This is a genomic window from Chryseobacterium sp. SORGH_AS_0447, from assembly GCF_030818695.1.
Lineage (GTDB): Bacteria > Bacteroidota > Bacteroidia > Flavobacteriales > Weeksellaceae > Chryseobacterium.
This window is the reverse complement of sequence record NZ_JAUTAR010000001.1, coordinates 3,626,068-3,649,175: the sequence shown is the minus strand read 5'-3', so window position 1 is coordinate 3,649,175 and position 23,108 is coordinate 3,626,068. Positions and strand designations below refer to the sequence as shown.

Annotated in this window: 26 protein-coding genes and 1 tRNA gene; 15 read left to right on the top strand and 12 right to left on the bottom strand. The window is 39.3% G+C overall.

The genetic code is table 11. The features are described 5' to 3' along the window. The first annotated feature begins 94 nt into the window (after positions 1-94). The 5 genes from gldD to QE422_RS16540 all read left to right on the top strand — a co-directional run bounded on the left by gldD (position 95) and on the right by QE422_RS16540 (position 4,916). Positions 95-652, top strand: coding sequence for a gliding motility lipoprotein GldD (gldD, locus tag QE422_RS16560; RefSeq protein WP_307460842.1), 558 nt, complete (start codon positions 95-97; stop codon positions 650-652). Between the two features lie 28 nt (positions 653-680). Continuing rightward, complete coding sequence (locus QE422_RS16555) at positions 681-1,604, top strand: PfkB family carbohydrate kinase (protein WP_307460841.1); 924 nt, start codon at positions 681-683, stop codon at positions 1,602-1,604. A gap of 87 nt (positions 1,605-1,691) precedes the next feature. Further along, entirely contained in the window at positions 1,692-3,062 is a 1,371-nt protein-coding gene (locus QE422_RS16550; RefSeq protein ID WP_307460838.1) for a peptidylprolyl isomerase, read from the top strand. Between the two features lie 78 nt (positions 3,063-3,140). Beyond that, positions 3,141-4,130, top strand: a complete 990-nt coding sequence (locus tag QE422_RS16545) for a nitronate monooxygenase family protein (protein ID WP_307460835.1) — start codon at positions 3,141-3,143, stop codon at positions 4,128-4,130. Between the two features lie 102 nt (positions 4,131-4,232). Beyond that, entirely contained in the window at positions 4,233-4,916 is a 684-nt protein-coding gene (locus QE422_RS16540) for an alpha/beta fold hydrolase (protein WP_307460832.1), read from the top strand. Positions 4,917-5,213: 297 nt separating this feature from the next. On the opposite strand, the gene QE422_RS16535 is transcribed toward QE422_RS16540, so the two are convergent. The 4 genes from QE422_RS16535 to QE422_RS16520 all read right to left on the bottom strand — a co-directional run bounded on the left by QE422_RS16535 (position 5,214) and on the right by QE422_RS16520 (position 7,467). Next, positions 5,214-5,564 carry a hypothetical protein gene (locus tag QE422_RS16535; protein WP_307460829.1) on the bottom strand — a complete coding sequence of 117 codons (351 nt, stop codon included), beginning with the start codon at positions 5,562-5,564 and terminating at the stop codon, positions 5,214-5,216. Next, the gene (locus QE422_RS16530; RefSeq protein WP_307460826.1) at positions 5,552-5,830 is read right to left on the bottom strand and encodes a hypothetical protein; all 279 of its coding nucleotides are present in this window, start codon (positions 5,828-5,830) and stop codon (positions 5,552-5,554) included. The genes QE422_RS16535 and QE422_RS16530 overlap by 13 nt, the downstream gene beginning before the upstream one ends. 31 nt (positions 5,831-5,861) lie before the next feature. Then, complete coding sequence (locus QE422_RS16525; protein ID WP_294282598.1) at positions 5,862-6,161, bottom strand: rhodanese-like domain-containing protein; 300 nt, start codon at positions 6,159-6,161, stop codon at positions 5,862-5,864. A gap of 88 nt (positions 6,162-6,249) precedes the next feature. Continuing rightward, positions 6,250-7,467, bottom strand: a complete 1,218-nt coding sequence (locus QE422_RS16520; protein WP_307460821.1) for a tRNA modification GTPase — start codon at positions 7,465-7,467, stop codon at positions 6,250-6,252. Positions 7,468-7,553: 86 nt separating this feature from the next. On the opposite strand from QE422_RS16520, the gene queG reads away from it, so the two are divergent. The 5 genes from queG (at position 7,554) to QE422_RS16495 (ending at position 12,276) form a co-directional block, all read left to right on the top strand. Continuing rightward, positions 7,554-8,498, top strand: a complete 945-nt coding sequence (gene queG / locus QE422_RS16515) for a tRNA epoxyqueuosine(34) reductase QueG (protein ID WP_307460818.1) — start codon at positions 7,554-7,556, stop codon at positions 8,496-8,498. 343 nt (positions 8,499-8,841) lie between these two features. Further along, the gene (locus tag QE422_RS16510; RefSeq protein ID WP_373463441.1) at positions 8,842-9,519 is read left to right on the top strand and encodes a TIGR02117 family protein; all 678 of its coding nucleotides are present in this window, start codon (positions 8,842-8,844) and stop codon (positions 9,517-9,519) included. Positions 9,520-9,524: 5 nt separating this feature from the next. Further along, on the top strand, positions 9,525-10,175 hold the full coding sequence (locus QE422_RS16505) for a murein L,D-transpeptidase catalytic domain-containing protein (RefSeq protein ID WP_307460813.1): 651 nt from the start codon (positions 9,525-9,527) through the stop codon (positions 10,173-10,175). A gap of 335 nt (positions 10,176-10,510) precedes the next feature. Next, a complete protein-coding gene (locus QE422_RS16500) occupies positions 10,511-10,972 on the top strand; it encodes an SRPBCC family protein (RefSeq protein ID WP_307460810.1) in 462 nt (153 codons plus the stop codon). A 5-nt stretch (positions 10,973-10,977) separates the two neighbouring features. Next, positions 10,978-12,276, top strand: a complete 1,299-nt coding sequence (locus tag QE422_RS16495) for a deoxyribodipyrimidine photo-lyase (RefSeq protein WP_307460808.1) — start codon at positions 10,978-10,980, stop codon at positions 12,274-12,276. Positions 12,277-12,698: 422 nt separating this feature from the next. Here QE422_RS16495 and QE422_RS16490 read toward each other — a convergent pair whose 3' ends face one another. Together QE422_RS16490 and QE422_RS16485 are read right to left on the bottom strand one after the other, a co-directional pair. Further along, positions 12,699-13,166 carry a hypothetical protein gene (locus QE422_RS16490; RefSeq protein WP_307460806.1) on the bottom strand — a complete coding sequence of 156 codons (468 nt, stop codon included), beginning with the start codon at positions 13,164-13,166 and terminating at the stop codon, positions 12,699-12,701. Positions 13,167-13,458: 292 nt separating this feature from the next. After that, positions 13,459-13,758, bottom strand: a complete 300-nt coding sequence (locus QE422_RS16485) for a helix-turn-helix domain-containing protein (protein WP_307460804.1) — start codon at positions 13,756-13,758, stop codon at positions 13,459-13,461. A gap of 163 nt (positions 13,759-13,921) precedes the next feature. On the opposite strand from QE422_RS16485, the gene QE422_RS16480 reads away from it, so the two are divergent. Continuing rightward, on the top strand, positions 13,922-14,158 hold the full coding sequence (locus tag QE422_RS16480; protein WP_307460801.1) for a hypothetical protein: 237 nt from the start codon (positions 13,922-13,924) through the stop codon (positions 14,156-14,158). 81 nt (positions 14,159-14,239) lie between these two features. After that, positions 14,240-14,473, top strand: a complete 234-nt coding sequence (locus tag QE422_RS16475) for a hypothetical protein (RefSeq protein ID WP_307460798.1) — start codon at positions 14,240-14,242, stop codon at positions 14,471-14,473. A gap of 185 nt (positions 14,474-14,658) precedes the next feature. Here QE422_RS16475 and QE422_RS16470 read toward each other — a convergent pair. Both QE422_RS16470 and QE422_RS16465 read right to left on the bottom strand, forming a co-directional pair. Continuing rightward, positions 14,659-14,738: transfer RNA gene (locus tag QE422_RS16470), tRNA-Leu, on the bottom strand. A 76-nt stretch (positions 14,739-14,814) separates the two neighbouring features. Beyond that, the gene (locus QE422_RS16465; RefSeq protein ID WP_307460796.1) at positions 14,815-15,582 is read right to left on the bottom strand and encodes an MBL fold metallo-hydrolase; all 768 of its coding nucleotides are present in this window, start codon (positions 15,580-15,582) and stop codon (positions 14,815-14,817) included. Between the two features lie 53 nt (positions 15,583-15,635). Here QE422_RS16465 and QE422_RS16460 point away from each other — a divergent pair, with 53 nt between their 5' ends. Continuing rightward, a complete protein-coding gene (locus tag QE422_RS16460) occupies positions 15,636-17,063 on the top strand; it encodes a TonB-dependent receptor (protein ID WP_307460794.1) in 1,428 nt (475 codons plus the stop codon). Positions 17,064-17,078: 15 nt separating this feature from the next. Continuing rightward, complete coding sequence (locus QE422_RS16455; RefSeq protein ID WP_048509783.1) at positions 17,079-17,528, top strand: GAF domain-containing protein; 450 nt, start codon at positions 17,079-17,081, stop codon at positions 17,526-17,528. A 1,515-nt stretch (positions 17,529-19,043) separates the two neighbouring features. Here QE422_RS16455 and QE422_RS16450 read toward each other — a convergent pair. The 4 genes from QE422_RS16450 to QE422_RS16435 form a co-directional block, all read right to left on the bottom strand. Further along, positions 19,044-19,784 carry an ABC transporter substrate-binding protein gene (locus tag QE422_RS16450; RefSeq protein WP_307460786.1) on the bottom strand — a complete coding sequence of 247 codons (741 nt, stop codon included), beginning with the start codon at positions 19,782-19,784 and terminating at the stop codon, positions 19,044-19,046. Between the two features lie 26 nt (positions 19,785-19,810). Beyond that, positions 19,811-21,133, bottom strand: a complete 1,323-nt coding sequence (mgtE, locus tag QE422_RS16445; RefSeq protein ID WP_307460783.1) for a magnesium transporter — start codon at positions 21,131-21,133, stop codon at positions 19,811-19,813. Between the two features lie 316 nt (positions 21,134-21,449). Next, on the bottom strand, positions 21,450-21,599 hold the full coding sequence (locus QE422_RS16440; protein WP_307460780.1) for a hypothetical protein: 150 nt from the start codon (positions 21,597-21,599) through the stop codon (positions 21,450-21,452). 372 nt (positions 21,600-21,971) lie between these two features. After that, positions 21,972-22,523 carry a pyruvate decarboxylase gene (locus tag QE422_RS16435; protein WP_307460777.1) on the bottom strand — a complete coding sequence of 184 codons (552 nt, stop codon included), beginning with the start codon at positions 22,521-22,523 and terminating at the stop codon, positions 21,972-21,974. 172 nt (positions 22,524-22,695) lie between these two features. On the opposite strand from QE422_RS16435, the gene rpsO reads away from it, so the two are divergent. Continuing rightward, on the top strand, positions 22,696-22,965 hold the full coding sequence (gene rpsO / locus QE422_RS16430; RefSeq protein ID WP_100377935.1) for a 30S ribosomal protein S15: 270 nt from the start codon (positions 22,696-22,698) through the stop codon (positions 22,963-22,965). Positions 22,966-23,108 lie beyond the last annotated feature (143 nt).

The window sequence follows — 23,108 nt, the reverse complement described above, 5'->3', positions numbered from 1 at the left end:
GTTTAAGTTTAAAAGGATAAAATTAAATCCAAAACTCCTTGAAATGCTGAAATTTGTCTTCCGAAATCTGAAATCTAATTTGTACTTTTGCAAAATGTTTAAAAACGCGATTTTTATTTTTGTAGCCCTGCTTTTGGTGTCGTGCGGCAAAGATCCGGTTCCGAAGCCTTACGGAGAGCTCCGTCTGGAATATCCGAAGCCTCAGTACCGCAAATTTGAAAACAACTGCAATTATACATTTGAATATTCCGATTTTGCCAAAATTACGGATGCGAAGAGACCTTGCTGGTATTACCTGAATTACCCGAAAATGAAGGCTAAGGTTTTTGTAACGTATTATCCGATACAGAATGATTTTGCCGACCACATCAAAGAAGCGGAAAAAATGGTGTACGAACATACCATCAAAGCCAGCGCGATCGATACAAAATCTTTCGAATATCCGGCAAAAAAAGTGTACGGAAACTTTTACGAGCTGAAGGGGCAGAGTGCATCCAATCTCCAGTTTTACATTACAGACAGCACGAAGCATTTCGTAACGGCTTATTTATATTTCAACACGAGGCCGAAGCCTGATTCATTGGCTCCTGCGATAGACTATATCAAAAAAGATATGAAACACCTGCTCGATACCTTTGAATGGAAAAAATAATTGACTTTTATAATACTTTGAAAAAAATATGAAACTTTTAGTTGTAGGAAGTGTTGCGTTCGACGCAATCGAAACGCCATTTGGGAAGACAGATAAAATTTTAGGCGGTGCAGCCACATATATCGGGATCACTTCATCCATTTTGGGCGTTAAGTCCGGAATCGTTTCCGTAGTAGGAGGAGATTTCCCTCAGGAACACCTGGATATGTTTACAAACAGAGATATCAATATTGAAGGAATCGAAATTGTAAAAGAAGGAAAAACATTCTTCTGGTCGGGAAAATACCACAACGATCTTAATACGAGAGATACCTTGGCAACGGAAGTAAACGTTCTGGAAAACTTCGATCCGAAGATTCCGGATTCTATGCAGGATGCGGAAATTTTATTGTTGGGGAACCTTCATCCGGGCGTGCAGCTTTCTGTTCTTGAAAGAATGACCAACCGTCCGAAACTGGTAATCCTGGATACCATGAACTTCTGGATGGATTCCGCTTTGGAAATTTTAATGGAAATGATTGCCAAGACCGATGTAATTTCCATCAACGATGAAGAGGCAAGACAGCTTTCCGGAGAATATTCTTTGGTAAAAGCCGCTAAAAAGATTCATGAAATGGGTCCAAAATATGTAATCATCAAAAAAGGAGAGCATGGAGCTCTACTTTTCCACGACCATAAAGTATTTGCGATCCCTGCGTTGCCTTTGGAAGACGTTTTCGATCCTACCGGAGCAGGAGATACTTTTGCAGGAGGTTTCGCAGCTTACCTGGCTAAAAAAGAAAAAATCGATTTCGAAACTATGAAATCTGCATTGATCGTAGGTTCTGCAATGGCTTCTTTCACCGTTGAAAAATTCGGAACCGAAAGAATTCAGGAAGTAAGCGAAGCCGATATGTTCGGAAGACTGAAACAATTTAAAGAGCTCACAGCTTTCGACGTGGAACTGCAATAAATACCTTCTTTTAAGAAATATTTATAATAAAAAATTTAGTGTAATTCATTAAGAATTCTAAATTTGCAACTTGTTTAAAATAGTAAAATGACAAATAAACTTAAGATCACTTTTCTTTTTGGAATTTTCATCATGATGTTCGGTATCAATACCATGAACGCCCAGCTGAAAAAAGGAGATTTAGTGGATGGTATTTCTGCTGTAATCGGTGATGAAATTGTGCTGGAGTCCGATGTAAACGAACAGATGAACTATGCAAAACAGCAGGGAGCTTCTAATATAGATAAGTGTGAGTTTTTAGAAAATTTTCTTAACAACAAACTTCTTGTTTACGAAGCAAAAAAAGATACCCTGATCGAGAACCGTTCGGCAGCGATTAAAGAACAGGCAAACGCCAAATACCAACAGCTGCTTTCCCAGTTCCCGGACGAAAAAACGATGTTGGCAGCCTATAAGTTCAGAAACGGTTTCGAAATGAAAAATGCCATCGAAAAAATCGATGCAGACCAGTATTACGGACAGGCAAAATACCAGAGAATTACGGAGAAAGCAGACGTTACTCCTAATGAAGTAACGGATTTCTACAATACTTTCAAAACGCAGCTTCCGGAAATCAAGGATGAGATTTCCATTTCCCAGATCATGATGTTCCCTAAGCTTACGGAAGCTCACAAGGATGAACTGATCAACAAGCTGAAGAAAATTAAAAAAGATATCGAAGGCGGAGAAACGTTCGAAAGCCAGGCCAGAATCTATTCCGAAGATCCGGGATCAGCATCAAACGGAGGATTGATGAAAAATATTTCCAAAGGACAGATGGTAAAGCCTTTTGAGGCGGCTGCACTGAACCTTCAGGAAGGAGAAATTTCTGATCCGATAGAGTCGGAATTCGGTTACCACATTATTCAGCTGGTGAAGAAATCCGGGAAGATCTACGATGCAAGGCATATTCTCCTGATGGCAACCCCGACGGATGAAGAAATGAAAACAGCTAAGACGAAACTCGACAGTATCAGAGGATTGATCCAAAACGGAAAAATGACTTTCAAAGATGCAGCGTTTAGATTTTCCGACGATAAAAGAACCAAATTCAACGCTGGAGTAATTCCGGGCGCGGACGGTTCCAACAAGATCGAAAGAGAAACACTTCCGGGAACAATCAGTTATGAATTGGCAGGATTGAACAAAGGAGACATCACCACTGCTTTTGATGATGAAGATGAAAGAAAAAGAAAAGTAGTGAAGATCATTAAAATTGAAGACGTTATTCCGGCACACAAGATTACACTGGAAACGGATTACGACAGAATCAAGCAGATGGCCCTCAACAAGAAAAAGAATGAAATGGTTGAAAAGTATGTAAACTCAAAACTTCCGACCACCTTCATTTCCATCGACAGCCGTTACGATTCCTGTAACTTCAAAGGAAACTGGAAAAAAGATTCAGTAAAGAAATAAAACGAAAACCTTCAGAAATTCTGAAGGTTTTTTTATGCAAAACAGTCTGGTAACCGGGGTTTTTATTATTTTTACAAGATGAGCAGTTTTATAGATTTTAATTCAGCAAAGAAACTTCACGATATGCAGTCACAACAGAATAGAATTACCCAACTATTTGGCATTCAGTACCCCATCATCCAGGCCGGAATGATCTGGCACTCCGGATGGAGGCTGGCCTCAGCGGTTTCCAATTGCGGAGGATTGGGATTAATTGGTTCTGCGAGTATGTATCCCGATATTTTGCGGGAAAATATTCAGAAATGCAAGAAAGCTACTGATAAACCTTTTGGTGTAAATGTCGCTTTGCTTTATCCAAATTTAGAAGAGATCATCAACATTATTCTGGAGGAAGGTGTAAAAATAGTTTTCACCTCTGCCGGAAGCCCTAAAGCCTATACAGAAACCCTTCAAAAGGAAGGAATAAAAGTAGCTCACGTTGTATCTTCTACCAAATTTGCCGTGAAATGTGAAGAAGCAGGCGTGGATGCGATCGTAGCGGAAGGTTTTGAAGCCGGAGGCCACAACGGAAGGGATGAAACCACCACTTTCTGCCTGATCCCGAATGTGAAAAAGCATATTTCCAAACCTTTGATTGCCGCAGGTGGAATCGCTTTAGGCTCTCAGATGAAAGCTGCCATGATCTTAGGCGCGGACGGCGTTCAGATCGGCTCACGCTTCGCAGCTACCGTAGAAGCCAGCGCCCACCAAAACTGGAAGCAGAAAATCACCGAGCTGCAGGAGGGCGATACCCATTTGACGTTGAAAGAACTGGCGCCTGTGAGAATGGTTAAAAATAAATTCTTCAACGAGCTCGAAGAAATATACAATACCGGAAGAAACAAGGAGTCTCTTATTGCTTCCTTAGGCCGTGCGAGGGCAAAGAAAGGGATGTTTGAGGGCGACATGGAAGAAGGTGAATTGGAAATCGGACAGGTTTCGGCTTTAATTGATGAAGTTTTGCCGGTAGAAACGGTTTTCAGAAATTTGCTTGCAGAATTTAACCAGGCAGGGAATCCGAGTTTGTAGCCGGATATAAAACAGAATGGAAGGAAGCGTTGTTGAGGTAAAGGGCAAAAGCTGTATATTGAATATAATCAGGTCTTTAAAACCAGGCCAACCCTTGTTTTTTTGCATGATTCTTTAGGCTGCACGCAGCTTTGGAGGAATTTCCCGTCCCAATTAGGAAAATCGGTTCAATGCAATGTGCTGGTCTACGACCGTCTGGGATATGGCAAATCTTTTCCGATGTTTACCCATGAAAGGGAAAACAACTATATGGAAACTGAAGCCGATATACTAAATGACCTATTGAACGAATTGAAAATAGATCATACAATCCTTTTCGGTCATAGCGACGGCGGAACCATTGCCCTGATTGCCGCTTCAAAATATCCTGAAAAAATAAGTGCCGTCATTTGTGAGGCCGGACATATTTTTGTGGAAGACATCACAGTGCAAGGCGTAAAAGATGCTTGGGAAGCGTATAAAACGACCAATCTTCCCGAACGCCTGGCCAAATATCATGGTGATAAAACGGGAATGATGGTCAAAGCCTGGACGGAAATCTGGCTCAGCGATCGATTCAAAGCCTGGAATATAGAACCTATATTGAAAAATATTATGGCTCCGTTACTTTTCATTCAGGGCGAAAACGACGAATACGGAACTTTGGATCAGCTGGAAAAAACCGTTTCCCAGGTAAGCGGAACAGCTGAAAAGTTTATTATTCCGGGTGCAGGCCATACGCCGCATAAGGAAGTTCCGGAAATCGTATTGGAAAAAGCAGCCGAATTTATCAACAGCATCTTGTAAAAGTGAATGGTTAATCCGCTTCGCTTGTCAATGGTGAATTGTTTGATGAGAATTTTTCCGCTCCATATTGCCATATCTTTCAAATAAAAACAGAAATGGTCAAAACTTTAACCGCAATTCCCCTCTGATCCGGAGGGGTGTCGAAAATTCAAAGAATTTTTGACGGGGTGGTTTTTTGGAAAGTGAATAGTCAATAGTCAATAGTCAATAGTCAATCCGCTTCGCTTGTCAATTTTCCAGGCAGTAAATTCACCATTCACCTGCGCAGCAGAATTCACAATTGACCTTACTTAACCGTTACAGACTTTCAATCTCCCCTCTAATATTTTCCCTTGCCGTACTTTCATACCTATCCCTGAATTCATTGGTCTTAAAAATGCTTTTTAGCTCCAGAAAATGCTGCAAAACCTTTTTTCTGCCCGGTTTATACATAAAGTCCGGATAAATGTAATACTCTTTTCTGATCTTTTTGGTGTACTCCATGTATGTCTCAAAGCTTTTCCCCAGAACCGAAAGATCAGCATCCAGAAGGTAATCCGTATCCCGGTCACCGGATTCATGATGCGCTTTGGTAGCCAGAATCTGGTCTGAAACTTTTTGTAGGACATTTGGGCTCAGAACGAGCTTATCAAGACTCAAAACGGCCATTTCCGCACTCTTTTCCTCGTTCTTTTTCGAAGTAGCGTCATAAACAGCATCGTGGTAAAAACAGAGAAACTTACCGTTGAAAAATCTGCAATTTTATCCTTAACCGTATCCAGTTCGGCAAACATATTTTCAAGATGTGCTAAATTGTGGTAATGCCTGCCTTTCTCAGTATATTTTTTTTCTAATTCAGCCCATAAATCTTCAATGAGCCGATGATCATCTGCAAACTGAAGGCAGCCTTTTGTAAACCTTTCCCGCAAGTTCATCGCATCCTATTTTAAAATAAAAAAGGAACTTTTAAAAAGTTCCCTGATTTGCTTCGATAGTAGCTTTCAATTCAGCCCAGCCTCCGCCGTTATAGCCGTCTTTCAGCCCTTGCGTATTTAGATATTCCAATGCTTTTCCGCTTCTGTTTCCGCTTCTGCAGAAGATCACTACCGGTTTTTCGATCGAAAGGATCTCTTCCTGTCTGTCTTCCACTTCACCCAGCGGGATATTGGTAGCACCTTCGATAGCCCCGTCCATTTCCAGTTCCATAGGTTCACGAACGTCGATGAGCTGATAATTTCCTGATTTTAAAACTTCTGATAAAGACATATTGCTTTGTTTTTTATGGTTCAAATATTAAACGAAATTACGTAAAATTTTACGGATTATTAATTGTTGCTCTAAGGTTTTTTTATGCTTAAAACAAAGTATATCCGAATATAAGAGACATCGTCTGATAATTTGAGGTAAAGTTATTGTAGTTTTTTAAAAGATTTCTATTAGTACTGACACGGAACTCAGCTGAAAACCGGTCATTATATTTATAGCCGGCGCCAAATGCTACATTATTTCCTGAACTGATTTCCAGAATCTGAAAGTCATACTTTATCTCTGATTTCATTTTTACATCGAAAACATAGGCAATATTGACAAAAACTTTTGATCGGTCATTGATAAAAAAATAGTGCCTCACCCCAAAAGGAATTTCAATGGATTTGTAATCAACCGTTCGTGACGATTTGGTTTCAAAAAACTGTCCCGCATAGGCTACGGACTCTTTTTCTGTTTTATAATACTGAAAAGTAGGTTCTGCAAAGATGGCCCATTTATTTTTATTAAAAGGTAACAGAAATTCGGCCTCCAACCCGATTCTGAACGCAGCTTCTCTATTGAACTTCGTAACCTCATCATCCACATTATAATATGAAGACAGAACGGTTTCAAAAGATGAAAAATTAAGTCCCGGTCTGATGTTCAAATTGAAAAGATCTCTCTTTTCGTTCACCTGATTGTAGTTGACAGCGGTACTAGCAGCAGAACAGGAATTATAACTCATAAAAGCTTTTGATAAATCATTAGCTTGGTATTGTATCTTTTCAACGCTGTTTTTATTCAGGCAATTCAGGCTTTCACTAAGTTGTTTTTTATAATCCTCATTATAAGAAATTTGCGTGTTAGTTAGATAATAAGATTTATAGATAAGAGGCGTAATATTAGAATTGTCAATATTGAAAAAAAACTTTCTGATGTCTCTGTTCTCGTAATAAAACAAATTCGCCTTTCCTTCAACCATATATTTCAGGAAAACAGTTTCTTCTTTTAGCTGCGGTTCTTTTTTGTCTGAAATTTTATCCAGGATTTCGACAGATTGATCCACCATAACCGTTTTTCTTACATACTTCCGTTCATTGTTGATTCCGAACTCCTGAATATTCTTAATATTTTCTTTCTTTACTTCTGAAGATTCATCTGTTTTGAATTCAAATTCCGTGGGATTGTTTTTCCAGTCCAAATTTTTAATTAAAACTTCACTTTTTTGTCCTGAATTATTGACGAAGTAGCCTTTTTCAAATTTAATTTGTGCGCTGAAGCAACAAGCAGAAATGAGTCCAGTAATCAGACAGATTTTTTTCATGGTTTATTTTTTTCCTGATATAATGAGGTCTGAATTTTTCAAACGCGGCAAATTTATAAAATAATCTTAGTTTTGCAATGTAAAAGATGAGTTCAACCGCAGAAAGATATTCACAGCTGATTAAAGCCAAGGCCAAAAGTTTTGGGTTTCAGAGCTGTGGCATTTCCAAAGCGGAATTTCTTGAGGAAGATGCCCGCCCGCTGGAGACCTGGCTGAAGAACAATTTTCATGGCGAGATGAAGTATATGGAGAATTATTTCGACAAAAGACTGGATCCGAGATTGCTGGTAGAAGGGTCAAAGTCTGTAATTTCTCTTTCCTACAATTACTTCCCAGAAGAAAAAATTTCAACGCTCGAAAATTTTAAGATCTCTAAATATGCCTATGCGGAAGATTATCATGAAGTCATCAAAGACATTCTGCGGGATATGGTGGCGGAGCTTCAGCAGGAAATAGGGGAGTTCGGATTCCGGGTATTTGTAGATTCTGCACCGGTGCTTGAAAGGAGCTGGGCAAGAAAGTCGGGCATCGGCTGGGTAGGAAAAAATGCAAACCTGATTACCCGGCAAAGCGGATCATTTTATTTTCTGGCAGAGATTATCTGTGACCTGGAACTGATTCCGGATCATCCGACAACGGACCATTGCGGAACCTGCAGGAAATGCATCGATGCCTGTCCTACCGGGGCCATCGTTTCCGAAAAGCTGGTCGATGGAAGCAAGTGCATATCCTACGCAACGATTGAATTGAAGGATGCGATTCCGGATTATTTTAAAGATAAGATGGATGACTGGATGTTCGGTTGCGATGTTTGCCAGGATGTCTGTCCGTGGAACCGTTTTTCGGCACCGCACCAGCAGAGCAAATTCAAGCCGAACGAAACATTAAAGAATTTTAAAAAAGGAGAGTGGCGGGAGCTTACCCAGGATCTTTTTTCGGAAATTTTCAGGAAATCTCCTGTTAAAAGGACAAAATTCGCAGGTCTGAAACGGAATATTGAATTCTTGGAACAATCTTCGGATAAAAAATAAATGCAGTTTTTTGCGGATACGGCCTTATCCGGAAAGATTGAAGTTCCGGGCAAAGGCGGTGAAACGGCTATTCTTAAAAAAATAATTTTAAGAAGGTGAAGATTTTAAAGGGATGGCTAAAAAAGAAAATTAACTTCCGGGAGAATAGGATCACCGAAAATCAACGCTTTTTTTGAACTCTTTTTGGAGCTACTTTTACCCTGATTTTAAATCTCTTGTTTGATTTAGCGTTTTTCTGCATATTTGTGATGTATTTGTACTTAAATTTAGCAAAAATTTCAATTGAAACCAATACTTTTGCGAAAATTATATATTAAATTTTATTAAATCACTAAACATGAATGTGAAAAGAATGTTACTGATTATTCTCAAAACATTAGGAATACTTATCGGAATTGTTATTGTCTATATTGCTGCCGGATATTTCCTGCCTTTTATCGAAGTTTCTGCCAAAGATGACGGCCAGAAAAAAGAAATCCCGATTTACATCTATACCAACGGTGTTCATACCGATATTGTAATGCCTGTGAAAAACGATCTGCACGACTGGAGCGCAAAGATCCCGTTCAGCAATACCAAATCAAAAGCAACCGATTATCAGTATGTCGGGATCGGCTGGGGTGACAAAGGGTTTTACCTGGATACGCCGACCTGGGCTGACCTGAAGTTCTCAACTGCCTTTAAAGCAGCCTTCTGGCTGAGTGAATCGGCGATGCACTGTACCTATTACAAAACAATGAAGGAAGGGGAGGATTGCAAAATGATCATGATCAGCAAAAACCAATATAAAGACCTGGTAAAGTTTGTCGATGAAAAGTTTGACAAAGATGCCGGCGGGAACTATGTGCTGGTTCCTACCAATGCCGTGTACGGAAACACGGATGCTTTTTATGATGCCAAAGGAAAATACAGCTTTCTGGATACCTGCAACACCTGGGCAAACAATGCCTTAAAAGCCGCCGGACAGAAAGCAGCATGGTGGACGCCTTCGGATTATGGGATTTTCTTGCATTATAAATAATTGGTGTGAAAATTTTAAGCTTCATTCTTACGGTTTTCTTTGTATTATCCTGCACGCCGGAATCCCGCAAAAGAGATTCCGGAAATTTGTTTAGCTCACCAGTAAATGATGAAAAAAAGCCTGTACCGGATTCTGTAAAAACCAGGAATAAAGCGGAAGAAGCACTGCAGTTCGCCAAAAAGAAAAATCTTAATACGGATTTATGTATTCTGATCGACATGAGCCTGCATTCGGGCGTGAAAAGGTTATTCGCATGGGATTTTAAGAAAAATAAGGTTACCGCGAGATACCTGGTAGGTCATGGCTGTGGCCGGAACCCGTGGAGCAGGGATGCTTCCAGAGACCAACCAGAATTTAGTAATGAAGACGGCAGCCATTTGTCTTCATTGGGAAAATACAAGCTTCAGGAACGCGGTTACAGCGATTGGGGAGTCCATGTAAAATACCTTATGCATGGCCTGGAAGAAACCAACAGCAATGCGTTGAAAAGGGTGATCGTTTTTCATTCCTGGAATCTAATGAGTGATGAGGAGGTCTTTCCGAATGGTTCGCCGGAAGGATGGGGCTGTCCTACCGTTTCCAACAACGCGATGAGGCAAATCGACCCCATGCTTCAGAAGTCCAGAAAGCCTGTGCTGATGTGGATTTATAATTAAATTTAAACGCTTGAACAATCACATATCGTTCTTATGGATTACGCATATTTTTTAAATTAAAAGGTCCTTATCAAACTCAAGCAAATATTGAAGATTTAGAACTTTGTTTTCTTTGTGAAGTGAAACGGCTCTGTCAACTTAAACAGCAAGCTTGTCAAGAAAGACTTTGTGTACTCTGTGTACAATAATCCTTATCACATAAACAGAAAGCTGATCATTCCCAATTTTACTTCTTAAGCTCAACATCATTGTGGTATTATTTTTCGTCTTTCAGAAGTTCCTACCACGTTTAGTCTGATTTTTGTATAATCCAATCCGATAAAAATTTGGAATACATGAAACACCGACTCCACCGCGAACAGCAGCTCAATTGTGATATCGAAACTGCCTGGAAATTCTTCTCTTCGGCCAATAATCTTTCAAAAATAACTCCGAAAGAAATGAATTTTATCGTCTTAACGACCTTTGAAAACGATGAAATTTATGAGGGAATGATCATCGATTATTTTGTCTCACCTTTATTTGGGATTAAAATGAAATGGCAGACTGAAATCATTCACGTCGACGACCGGAAGAGTTTTACGGATTTCCAGAAGAAAGGGCCTTACAAGCTGTGGCACCATTTTCACGAATTTATCGAGAATGAGAACGGTGTACTGATGAAAGATACGGTGGATTACGAACTGCCGTTGGGTTTTCTGGGAGAAATTGCCCACAGCATTATGGTGAAGAAAAAAGTGGAAGATATTTTTGATTACCGCTACCAGATTCTGGAAAAAATGTTTAATCAAAAATAAGCGGGATGTCTGAAAAAGAAAAAATAAATATCTTCTGGTTCCGCAGGGATCTTCGCCTTGAAGACAATTGCGGTCTTTCCGAAGCATTGAAATCCGGACTGAAGGTATTACCTATATTTATTTATGATAAAGGAATTCTCGATAAGCTGGAAAACAAATCCGATAAGAGGGTAGACTATTTCCACCGCGCGCTGAAAGAAATTCATGAAGAACTGAAAAAGCACAAAAGCGGCCTGACTACTTTTCATGACAAGCCTTTGGACGCATTCAAAAAACTGACGAAAGATTTTGAGATTGATACGGTTTTCTGCAATGAAGATTATGAGCCGGAAGCCATCCAACGTGATAAGGACGTCGTTGATTTTCTGGAAAAGAAAAATATTCAATTGAAATCCTATAAAGATCAGGTGGTTTTTCATAAAGATGAAGTTGCGAAGAAAGACGGTAAACCATATACCGTTTATACGCCTTATTCTAAAAAATGGAAAGAAGTTCTGAAATCTGAAAAGATCAAAAATTACAGCACCAATTTTTCTGAATTTTTACAGTATTCTGCTCCAAAATATCCTAATTTGAAAGATATAGGATTCCAAGAGACAGATATTCAAGATGAAAAGCCAACCCTCAAAAAATCGATCATTGAGGATTACGGCAAATACAGAAATTTTCCCGGGATGGATCATACGACCCATTTGGGTGTTGCCCTGCGTTTCGGGACCATCTCCGTTCGGAAATGTGTACAATATGCTTTAAAACATAATGAAACCTGGCTGAACGAATTGATCTGGAGGGAGTTTTTCATGCAGATCCTGTATCATTTTCCAAAAGTGGTTAAACAGCCTTTTAAAGATAAATATGAAAACATTAAATGGCGGAATGATGAAAAGGAGTTTAAACTGTGGTGCGAAGGAAAAACCGGTTATCCTATCGTGGATGCAGGAATACGGCAGCTGAATGAAGTGGGATTTATGCATAACCGTGTGAGAATGGTGGTTGCGAGTTTTCTTACCAAGCATCTGCTGATCGACTGGCGGTGGGGAGAAGCTTATTTTGCCGAAAAGCTCCTGGATTATGAGCTGTCTTCCAATAACGGGAACTGGCAGTGGGTGGCAGGATGCGGTTGTGATGCAGCTCCTTATTTCAGAGTGTTTAATCCTTCCGAACAGACAAAAAAGTTCGATAAGGACCAAAAGTACATCAAAGAATGGTTGGATGAGGAAGACTTAAAAACCGAGCCTATCGTAGAACATACCGCTGCCCGGAAAAGAGCATTGGAGGTCTATGGGAAAGCTGTGAAAGCATGATACGGCTTATTATCAGGATTTTACTTAATTAATTTTATTCAAATTTTTTCCCGCCGCTCTTGCAGATTAAAAATTACTTGTTAAATCTGTAAGATTTGCGGGAAATTAATTGTTTTATAAGCTTTCCGCAAACTTAGATCCTCACAAACTTATTTAAAATATTATTTTATTATGTTAAATTTTTGCCCGTTAATAAAAATAGGTACAAACTTTGTTTACTCAGAATAAGAGACTTAGGGTTCTGGCAACCCATTTAAATCTAAAGTCTTGAAATCATTTAATTTAAAACAGTTGTCATGGCAAAGCGAATCCTAAATTTACCGGTGATAAAGACAGTCGTAAAAAAACTTTCTTTCCTTTCAGATTCCAAGAATATGTCTGAGTTTATCTCCTTGATCAACGAAGATCATTTTATCAGATAATTATTTGTGAATACCTATTTTTCTTAAAGCAGCACCATTCAGATATATTTCATTGAAATAGGTCAGCGATTCTATGTCGTTAAAATTCTGAAACAATTTCTCATTTTTATTAAATGATAATTCAATCGATTCATCGTACATTGCGATAATTCTTACCACTGAAAAACCGTTATAGGCAATTTTAAACCCTTCGAAAAGACATTTTTTTTCAGCTTTTTGATATACTTTATACTCTTCAAAAGCTGTGCTTCCTACATCGCCGGCAGACCTTTTTGTGTTGTGTTTAAGCGATTTCCAGGAAGTATAATTCTTCGGTTCTTTCAGAATGCTTCCTGTCTCATCTACCGGTACAAACATTCCCAAAGTCAGCGGCTTTTTCAGAAAAGTTGCATAATTGTTCATCAATTTCAGGGTCTGCAGATCTGCATACCCTTCATGAGAATAATACTCTATAACGAAATCTGTCATCGGAATCAGTTTGTGCGGGCTGGATGGCATACGGTCTATTCTTAAGGCAAAATTAATGATACATGTTTGAAAAGCGAAGATAAATAAATTGTGAAAATCAATAAAATAATTTTCGCAGAGATGACAAATAATTTGGATAAATTTCTCGGACAAGTGAGAATCCTACAGATTTGGCGGTATCGGTTTGCTTTACAGCTGTTGCCAGTCCACAATAAAAAAACCGGAAAAGGGGTTTTGATTTCTTTTCCGGTAATATTTTGTATAGATCTCAGAATAGAAATCTGTATGAGAACTACAGTTCCTCTTCCAGAATGCTGATGATCCGGTCGATCACGTGCTGCTTTCTGTATTTTTTATGATATTCAGCTCTTGGTTCGGAAACAATCTGGTTATGTTCTTTACTGAAAAGTGCATATAAATCAATATCGGGGTGCTCTTCGATATACCAGGCTAAAAAATTAAGAGGCATTGCGTTTTTGCCGGAAAAATACATTTGGATGGCCTGTGGTGTTACTCCGTATTTATCTGCAATTTCTTTCATGGTTTCGCCTTTTCCCTTGCTGTACTCACGGATCTTTTCGTAAATTTTCATATTGAGTAGCTTAATTTGTGTTAAAAATAAACAATTTATAATTGTTAAAATTTAAATTATATATTGTTATTTCAATATATAGTTGTATATTTGTTTTTACAATTGTCTTAGCAGACAAGCACAAAATTACGAAAAAAGGTTAAACAAAATTCATTTTATTTGTATGGGCAAACCGATACATCGCTACCGTCAGAAGAGAACCGTTGATAAGTTTGATTTCATCGACGAATGGTTACCTGCACATTATACCCATTCCGTAAACCTCATTCTCAGAGACAAAGCAAAAACTCCCGAATATATTAGACGGGTAAAAAACAGAAGGATGATCGATGCGCCGGTCATCGACGCCTTATACAAAGTTTCTCTGCTTAATAAAATACAGGTAGAGACTGAGATATAAATTATAATTTATTCTTTTACAATTTTAAAGTTCAGAACGGTATCGTTCGTTCCGACATCATATTTTAATAACACAATAACTATGGAAAATTTCGAAAAAAAAGAGATTATTATTACAGAATGCTTCACCTGCGGCGCACAATATGAAAACTACTTCTTTGCTTCTCCATGCTGTGGCTCTATTGTTTTAAAAGTCGACAAAAACGGCCATCGTACCAATATCACTTTTTTAAGCGCATTGTCTTTACCCCAGCCGCATCTGGCGAAAAAATTAAGGACAACCGTTTCTACAAAAGCTGAACATAATATTAAATAAATAGATAATAGAAGATCAAAGGCAGTTTTCTGTTTAATTTTAGAAAAGTTTTTTAAACGGAGTTATTTTAATTTTCTTCTCTCACTAGAATTCAAATTGTTTTGTAGATCCTAAATATTTAAATGAAAAATAAGTAAAATAAAAAACCTCTGAAAATCAAATGATTTCAGAGGTTTTCTGATATGTACCCAGGACCGGGATCGAACCGGTACTCCTAAGAACTGGTGTTTGAGACCAGCGCGTCTACCAATTCCGCCACCTGGGCCAGTGTTACCTTTTTTGAATCGGTGTGCAAATATAGAAACTTTTCTTAATATTCCAAAGCTTTTTGAAAGGATTTTTTAAAAATTAATCTCCAGACCGTCGTAGGCAAGGTGCATTCCGGCCGGAAGTTGTTTATCTTCAACATCATGTAGCCCAAAATGATGGCTAAGATGGGTAAGAAACATTTTTTTCGGTTGAACTTCTTCAAACAGAGAAATAGCGTCCGGAAGGATAAAATGAGCCGGGTGCGGATCAAACTTCCGGATACAGTTGATGATCAGAACGTCTAAATTTTTTAATTTTTCTTTTTCCGTATCTGAAATAAAACCGGCATCGGTGATGTAGGCAAGGTCCTTAAACCGATACCCGAAGGCTGTAATTTTAAAATGGATAACTTCCACCGGTGTAATTTCAATATCCAGAACCTTGAAAGGCTTATTTTCAATTTCGTGCAGCTCAAATGCCGGAGCGCCGGGATACCGCACGTCGGCAAAAGCATAGGGAAAGCGTTTCTTAACCTCATTTCCCACTCTTGAATAACAGTACAGCGGCATGTCTTTTCCTGTTTTGAAAATCAGCGGGCGCATGTCATCAAGACCGATCACGTGATCATTATGTTCGTGGGTAAGCAGGGCAAGATCGATATGGTTTTCCCCGTTCGTCAGCATCTGCTGCCTGAAATCGGGGCCGCAGTCGATAAGGATTTTCCTGTTTTCATCGGTGGTCACCATTACGGAAGACCGCAGCCGGCTGTCTTTCGGATTTTCCGAAGTACATACCTCGCAGGTGCAGCCGATAACGGGTACGCCCTGGGAAGTTCCCGTTCCTAAAAATTTCAACTTCATTTCTTTTGAGGTTGGTTTAATTTTGGTAAATTTACGAAAAATTTAATGTCCTAATGTATCAGAAACTAACTCCTAAACAAAAAGCATTAACAATTAATCTAGATCCTACTATTTATGGTACTTTCGCGGAAATTGGAGCAGGGCAGGAGACTGTTCGGCATTTTTTTAGAGCAGGGGGAGCTTCCGGTACAATTGCTAAGGCCATGTCGGCTTACGACAAAGATTTTAGTGATGCGATCTACGGAAAAGAGGTAAAAAACAGGTATGTTACCCAAAACCGACTTCGGAAAATGCTTCGGTACGAAGTTGCTCTGATCGAGGAAAGGATTTCCAGGGAAAATAACCCGAACAGAAAGTTTTTTTCCTACGCCAATACCGTTACCACGATTAATTTTGATAAGACGGTCAAAGGACACGGCTGGGTAGGAATCCGTTTTCAGGTAAAGGAGAACGAGGATTATAACGAAATTGTTATTCACGTCAAGTTCAAGGAAAACGACGCGACGCTGCAGCAGGAAACATTAGGGAATCTTGGGGTAAACCTTATTTTCGGGGCGTTCCATTATTACGACAATCCCCGGAATTTAGTAGAATCCCTTTATGATGAAGTGGCGAAGGACAATCTTGAGATTGATATGATCGATTTCAGCGGTCCCGCATTCGAATATGTAGACAATAGGCTGATGTCTTTACAGCTGGTGAAGCACGGCATGACGGATGCCGTAATCTTCAATTCAGAAGGGAACAATATGCTGCCGGCAGATATTTTATACAAGAAAAATATTTTTGCGGTGAGAGGAAGTTTCCGTCCGGTAACCAAGGTGAATATCGATATGCTGAAAAACGGGATGGACATGTTCTTGAAAGATTCGGCATGCAGCCCCGACAATACCGAAGTGCTGATCGAAATTACGATTTCCAACCTCAGGGCAGACGGCGATATCGACGAAAGGGATTTCCTGGATCGGGTAGACGTCCTGGGCAAATTAGGATATACCGTAATTATTTCCAATTATTCGGAATATTACAGGCTGATCGATTATTTTGCCTCTTACACCAGCGGAAATATCGGGGTAGCTATGGGCGTAAACAACTTGCTGATGGTATTCGACGAAAAGTATTACAAGAACCTTTCAGGAGGGATTTTGGAGGCTTTCGGTAAATTTTTCAGAAACGGACTAAGGGTATATCTGTATCCTTACAAAGATCCGGAAACCCATGAACTGTTGAATTCCGATACGTTAAAAGTAGAAGAAAATCTAAAGGAACTGTATAAATATTTCAAGCACAACGAACGTATTGTAGACATTACCAGCTACAATCCGGAGTACCTGGAAATTTATTCAAGAGATATTTTAAAGAAAATAGGCTGCAACATGAAGGGGTGGGAGACCCAGCTTCCGGAAGGGGTTGCGGAAATGATAAAGGAACGCGGGATGTTCGGCTATAAAGAAGAACTTTCGCTCAAACAATTCTCTTAAAAACAATATAGTACAATGTCAGAATTAAAGAAACGACTTTCCTCAATACTCGAAAGTCCAAAACATAATACAGAAGAAAAGCTCGAAAAAGTTTGCCACCTGTTGGATCAGGAAATCTCTTATTTCAACTGGACGGGTTTCTATTTCAAAAATGGGGATAAGGACGAATTGAAGCTGGGACCTTATGTGGGTGCTCCTACCGACCACACAATTATCCCATACGGAAAAGGAATTTGCGGTCAGGTAGCCGTTTCCAATGAAACGTTTGTGGTTCCGGATGTGAACGAAGAAAGCAACTACCTGAGCTGCTCCATCGATACAAAGGCGGAAATTGTGGTTCCGATTTTTAAAGACGGACAGAACATCGGGCAGATTGACATCGATTCCCATACGGTCGATCCTTTTACGGATGAAGACCGCGAATTGCTGGAATGGCTTTGCAACGAAGTTTCCAAAATTTTGTAACAACTGTTTTTCAATAAAATCAACTCCGACTCTCCACTGAGCCGGAGTTTTTTTCTTCCTCTCCCTTTTTCTTTTTCCTTTCCCTCTTACTCTTACTTTAACTCTAACTCTCACTCTCTTACCCTATAACTTCTTCCTTCCTCTTACAAATACCCCAACTCACCAATCCTCAAACTTCTAAGGAGCTGTTTCCGGCTATCCACTCTTACTCCTCGTGCAGCCGCGAAGGCCACCGCCTGCTGTGGGGTAACCGTTTCTATCCGGGCTAGGGCATTGGTCTGGTGTTTTGGCATCCCGAAATATAGAAAAATTTCACATCCTCAGACCACCCCGTCAAAATTCTTTCAGAATTTTCGCCACCCCTAAGGAGGGGAATGCAGCTAACGTATATCAGGTATTACCAATAATCAACAAACAGAATATCAAAAATATTTTTTGTAGCAACAGTCTTTTTTATCCTCGAAATAGAAAGATTTAAACTACTGATTTTACAGATTTTCACATATAATTAAGCATATTATCGCTCTTTTCAAAGTCAGTTTTAATTGCGGAATAATTTTAAGCCCTGAAAGGGTGTTACAGCAATAGCACCGTGTGCAGCCCGGTTAATAACGGCAACGTAGATCATTTCAGCCCTGAAGGGGCGATATTTTTGACCACAGATTTTTCAGGATAATAGTGCATATTATCGCTCTTTTCAAAGTCAGTTTTAATTGCGGAATAATTTTAAGCCCTGAAAGGGTGTTACAGCAATAGCACCGGTGCAGCCCGGTGAAATAACGGCAACGTAGATCATTTCAGCCCTAAAGGGGCAAGATTTTTGACCACAGATTTTTCAGCATAATAGCGTATATCATCTCTTTTCAAAGTCAGTTTTAATTGCGGAATAATTTTAAGCCCTGAAAGGGTGTTGCAGCAATAGCACCGGGTGCAGCCCGGTAAAATAACGGCAATGTAGATCATTTTTGTCCTGAAGGGGACAAGATTTTTGACCACAGATTTTTCAGGATAATAGTGCATATTATCGCTCTTTTCAAAGTGAGTTTTAATTGCGGAATAATTTTAAGCCCTGAAAGGGTGTTACAGCAATAGCACCGGGTGCAGGCCGGTGTAATAACGGCAACGTAGATCATTTCAGCCCTGAAGGGGCGAGATTTTGAACCACAGATTTTCACAAATTTTCACGGATGATTGTGTATATTAAAATATAAAGTGCATTAGGTACACAGATAGCATGTCGTTGATCATTTAGTCCGCTTATGCAGACATTCAGAAAAGGCTTTAGCCTAACTTTAAAGAAAATCATCAAATGCATTATTGTCTTTTCAGATACATTACACATATCTTCATTCATGATAATACATAATTTACGATGTCCGGATTCCTCCGGAATGACAAATACAATAGCCATTCACGACACAGCTGAGAATCTCTAATTTTCAAAAATTTGTAAACTTATAAAGCATTCAACTTAATAATCAGCATTACTATCTTTGTGCTTAAAATTTCAAACCTTTATTGAGGTACTTCAGAATTCACTTCCTGGATTAGCTCTTTAAAATACTCGCCGCACTTCGCAATATGCGTTCCGTACCAAGAAAAGGCTTCTCCGTCCACGATCATGATTTTTTTATTGGGATAAAAAGCTTGCAGTTCTTCGAGATGTTTCTCTTTGAAAGGAAAAGGTTCGGAAGACAGCATGATAAGATCAGCACCGGCAAGGTCTTCGGTGGTGATCTCGGGATAACGTTTTCGGTTTCCAAAAATATTCTCAAACCCGATTTCGGCCAGGATTTTATGAATGAAGGTATCGGAACCAATGGTCATATAAGGATTTTTCCAGATCAGATAGGCCGTTTTTATTTTTGACTGTGTTTTTGCCTGGTTGAGGACATCATAAATTTTCAGGTTGAATAATTGCGCGCGGTCTTCCTTACTAAGCAGTTGTCCGAGATTTTTCAACAGGTAATAATTGTCTTCGATATTTTCAACGTTGGTAACGGTTACTTTAAAGTCATCCATTAAAGCTTGCACCTGCTCTTTTACATTTTCTTCTTTGTTGGCCAGGATAAGGTCGGGCTGTAAGGATCTGATTTTATTGATGTTGATATTTTTCGTTCCGCCGATTACCGGTACGTTTTTTACTTTTTCTGCCGGGTGGATGCAGAACTTCGTTCTTCCGACGACTTCATTTTCGGTAAGACCCAAATCAAATAAAGCCTCCGTAATGGAAGGAACCAAAGAAACTATTTTCATGTTGATATTTTAGAGGTGGCCTAAAATTACAAAAGTTTGCCTGTTAAGAAAAGCCCTGCTACCGAAAAATAAATAATGAGCCCCGTAACATCCACCAAAGTGGCTACAAATGGAGCAGAAGAAGTAGCGGGATCGAGTTTTAATTTTTTAAGGATAAAAGGAACCATCGATCCGGAAAGGGTACCCCAAAGCACGATCATCACCAGTGAAACTCCGACACTCAGTCCTACATAGGCCCAGTGCATTCCGTAATTGAAAAAGCCGGCCTTATGCCAGATCATAATTCTCAGGAAGCCGATTACTCCCAGAATTCCTCCAAGAAGCAGCCCGGTGAAAATCTCTTTCCGCATCACATACCACCAGTCTTTCAGCCCGATCTCCTGGAGGGCCATCGCCCGGATAATAAGGGTTGCCGCCTGGGAACCGGAATTTCCGCCGCTGGAAATGATCAGCGGAACAAACAATGCCAACACCACCGCTTTCTGAATTTCGTCCTCAAAATAACCCATTGCCGAGGCGGTCAGCATTTCGGAAAAGAAGAGGATAATTAGCCACATGCCTCTTTTTTTAACCATTTCTATAAGAGAAGTCTGGGTATAGGGAAGATCAAGGGCTTCCAATCCCCCGAATTTCTGGATATCTTCGGTATTCTGCTGTTCGATCTGGTCAAGAATATCGTCAATCGTTACGATGCCTACCAATACTCCGGCTTCGGTAATAATCGGAAGGGCAGCACGGTCATACTTCTCAAAATATTGTACGGCGTCTTCTTTTGTAGTCGTAGTAGTAATCGCTACAAAATGATTGTCGGTAATTTCAGCAACCATCGTATCTTCTTCTGCCAACAACAAACTTCCCAAGGCAATATCATCAATCAGCCGATTTCTTTCATCCACTACATACAGGTAGTTCATCGTTTCAACCTTACTTCCTACTTTTTTGATCTGCTGAAGGCATCTTTTGATGGTCCATTCCTTACGGATCTGGATGTAGTAGGGCGTCATCAGACGGGCAATGGAATCGGAATCGTAGCCAAGAAGCTTCAGGGCAATCCTCCGTTCCTGCGGGTTGAGGTGGTTGATGGAATATTTAATAAGCTCGTCCGGGAAATCTTCAAAGAGCGCCGTCCGGTCATCCGGAGTCATGGCATTCAGGATTTCCGAAACTTCATCGCTGCCGATGCTTCGGATGGTTTCTTCCTGGAAATCGGGATCGAGGTGCGAAAAAACTTCTGCTTTGTATTCTTTCGGAACTTTCAGAAACGCCAAAAGCCTCTCGTCAGCGTGAAGTTCGCTGAGGGTTTCGGCAATATCGGCGGGGTTGAATACAAGTTCGTCTTTAGAATTCAAAACGTCATTTTTTAGGGTAATGCAAAAATAACCCAAATTTTTAAAATTGACGAGTGAAGTGGAAAATTTAAGGATTAATTAAACTTTTACCTGCTCAAAAAAAAGCATGCGGATGCGGATGCTTGTGAAATTGAGATTGATGAATAAAACTTATTCTTCGATGCAGGCATAAGGCACGCATGTCATATTGCAACACCATCCACCGAAACACTGCCCATGACTGGTACATCTGGCAGATGCGGCACCGTTGATTTTTTCCTGTTCTTTTCTTGTGAGTTTTTTCAGATTTTTCATAGTCGTATTTTAAATGATTTAGTTATACTTCAGGACAGTTGTAAAGGACACAGACATTCTGACAACACGAACCGCCTGGGCATTCGTAATGTTCACGGCATTTCTGAAGAGCTCCTCCGTTAATTTTTCCCTGTTCTTTCCGGGTAAGTTTCTTTAAGTTCTTATTTTTCATAGGGTTAGATTTAGTGTGACTAAATATACATGAAATTTTTAAATTATTCACCATAAAATGAAAAAAATAGTATACGTAAAATGTTGTTTATCTGATATATTCGAGAGTTGCGTATAGAAAAAATCTAAAAAGCACCGGCAGTAAATACCGGTGCTTAAGAAATTTCAATTGAGATAGTTTTAATGAATTGTTTACCTCTAAAGTAATAAAAATATTTTAAATTATTCACTATTTTATGAATTTAATTTAATGAAATTCAATGAGATGCATAATATATCTTTAAAAGATAATATGAATGAATAAATGTGGCTTAATAAATAGAAGAAGAGTAGTGGATCGGATCCTGATGGGATTGATGAAAAGTATTTGTGGCTACAATCCGATTTCTGCGGAACTTCTCATTTTCCTGAACTGTTTCAGCATTCCCTTGATCGCTCCATTGGTACCGATCTTTACTGAATTGGTAGTAGAACCCAAAAGACGCATGTTCTTCTTATAGGTATCGTAATCGGTTTCCGTAACAAGATTGCCTTTCGCATCGAAAAGCTTCATGCTTACCACAACCTGGTTGGAAAATACATATTTCCCTAATCCCACTTTAAAGTATTTTACTTTGGGAACCACGGCAAAGTCGGCATCATTATTCAAGCAATAATCTGCAATGGTCTTCTGATCGATGCTGTCGAAAGAAATCTGGGTTTCCGTTTTAAGCATTTTGTTTTTTCTTTCGCTTAAATTATCGGAAACAGCGCTGAAGAAAGCGGTATTCGTAGGTTCTTTAATCTCCTCGATATCAGGTTCCACCACAGGATTGAAGTACAAAACCCTGCTGATCCTGTCGCCGGATAACTGCTGCGCTTTCAGCAGAGATGCACCGGCAAAAAGAAGACCTGTAAGAACAATAAAAGTTATTTTTTTTCCCATCACTAATTACCATGCAAAATTACTGCCTTTTGTCTGCATCACATAATTTTTTTAAGAATTTTTTAACATTTTTCTCTATGATTGCTGATAAATGAAATCGATAATGTTGGCAGTTTCAAAAATAAGTTGTACTTTTGCACCCGTTACATAATAATCATTAAACAATATTGGAATGTACTTAACTACAGAAAAAAAGCAGGAAATTTTCGCAAAACACGGAAAATCTGCACAGGACACAGGAAGTGCTGAAGGACAAATTGCACTTTTCACTTTCAGAATCAACCACTTATCTCAGCACTTAAAGGCTAACCGTCACGATTTCAACACAGAAAGATCTTTGGTGAAATTGGTAGGTAAGAGAAAAAGTTTGCTAGATTACCTTAAAAACAAAGATATCGCAAGATATAGAGCAATTATTGCTGAATTAGGTTTAAGAAAATAATCTACAGAGATTTAAAAATAAAGCAACTTCGGAAGAGGTTGCTTTTTTTATTGGCAATATCTAGGGTTACCTGTTGTTTTACATCTTAGGCATAAAAACAGGCAGTGCACCAATGTAATCGGCATAAAGTTTAATAAAATGAT

What these genes read in the sequence shown, in the direction of transcription:
- queG (WP_307460818.1), top strand. Translation starts at nt 7,554, where the DNA reads ATGAGTTCAACCGCAGAAAGATATTCACAGCTGATTAAAGCCAAGGCC.
- QE422_RS16440 (WP_307460780.1), bottom strand. Translation starts at nt 21,599, where the DNA reads ATGAAAAATAAGAACTTAAAGAAACTTACCCGGAAAGAACAGGGAAAA.
- QE422_RS16435 (WP_307460777.1), bottom strand. Translation starts at nt 22,523, where the DNA reads ATGGGAAAAAAAATAACTTTTATTGTTCTTACAGGTCTTCTTTTTGCC.
- QE422_RS16485 (WP_307460804.1), bottom strand. Translation starts at nt 13,758, where the DNA reads ATGAAAATTTACGAAAAGATCCGTGAGTACAGCAAGGGAAAAGGCGAA.
- QE422_RS16555 (WP_307460841.1), top strand. Translation starts at nt 681, where the DNA reads ATGAAACTTTTAGTTGTAGGAAGTGTTGCGTTCGACGCAATCGAAACG.
- QE422_RS16545 (WP_307460835.1), top strand. Translation starts at nt 3,141, where the DNA reads ATGAGCAGTTTTATAGATTTTAATTCAGCAAAGAAACTTCACGATATG.
- QE422_RS16495 (WP_307460808.1), top strand. Translation starts at nt 10,978, where the DNA reads ATGTCTGAAAAAGAAAAAATAAATATCTTCTGGTTCCGCAGGGATCTT.
- QE422_RS16530 (WP_307460826.1), bottom strand. Translation starts at nt 5,830, where the DNA reads ATGAACTTGCGGGAAAGGTTTACAAAAGGCTGCCTTCAGTTTGCAGAT.
- QE422_RS16500 (WP_307460810.1), top strand. Translation starts at nt 10,511, where the DNA reads ATGAAACACCGACTCCACCGCGAACAGCAGCTCAATTGTGATATCGAA.
- gldD (WP_307460842.1), top strand. Translation starts at nt 95, where the DNA reads ATGTTTAAAAACGCGATTTTTATTTTTGTAGCCCTGCTTTTGGTGTCG.
- rpsO (WP_100377935.1), top strand. Translation starts at nt 22,696, where the DNA reads ATGTACTTAACTACAGAAAAAAAGCAGGAAATTTTCGCAAAACACGGA.
- QE422_RS16525 (WP_294282598.1), bottom strand. Translation starts at nt 6,161, where the DNA reads ATGTCTTTATCAGAAGTTTTAAAATCAGGAAATTATCAGCTCATCGAC.
- QE422_RS16490 (WP_307460806.1), bottom strand. Translation starts at nt 13,166, where the DNA reads ATGACAGATTTCGTTATAGAGTATTATTCTCATGAAGGGTATGCAGAT.
- QE422_RS16455 (WP_048509783.1), top strand. Translation starts at nt 17,079, where the DNA reads ATGTCAGAATTAAAGAAACGACTTTCCTCAATACTCGAAAGTCCAAAA.
- QE422_RS16460 (WP_307460794.1), top strand. Translation starts at nt 15,636, where the DNA reads ATGTATCAGAAACTAACTCCTAAACAAAAAGCATTAACAATTAATCTA.
- QE422_RS16465 (WP_307460796.1), bottom strand. Translation starts at nt 15,582, where the DNA reads ATGAAGTTGAAATTTTTAGGAACGGGAACTTCCCAGGGCGTACCCGTT.
- QE422_RS16475 (WP_307460798.1), top strand. Translation starts at nt 14,240, where the DNA reads ATGGAAAATTTCGAAAAAAAAGAGATTATTATTACAGAATGCTTCACC.
- QE422_RS16550 (WP_307460838.1), top strand. Translation starts at nt 1,692, where the DNA reads ATGACAAATAAACTTAAGATCACTTTTCTTTTTGGAATTTTCATCATG.
- QE422_RS16520 (WP_307460821.1), bottom strand. Translation starts at nt 7,467, where the DNA reads ATGAAAAAAATCTGTCTGATTACTGGACTCATTTCTGCTTGTTGCTTC.
- QE422_RS16480 (WP_307460801.1), top strand. Translation starts at nt 13,922, where the DNA reads ATGGGCAAACCGATACATCGCTACCGTCAGAAGAGAACCGTTGATAAG.
- QE422_RS16450 (WP_307460786.1), bottom strand. Translation starts at nt 19,784, where the DNA reads ATGAAAATAGTTTCTTTGGTTCCTTCCATTACGGAGGCTTTATTTGAT.
- QE422_RS16535 (WP_307460829.1), bottom strand. Translation starts at nt 5,564, where the DNA reads ATGGCCGTTTTGAGTCTTGATAAGCTCGTTCTGAGCCCAAATGTCCTA.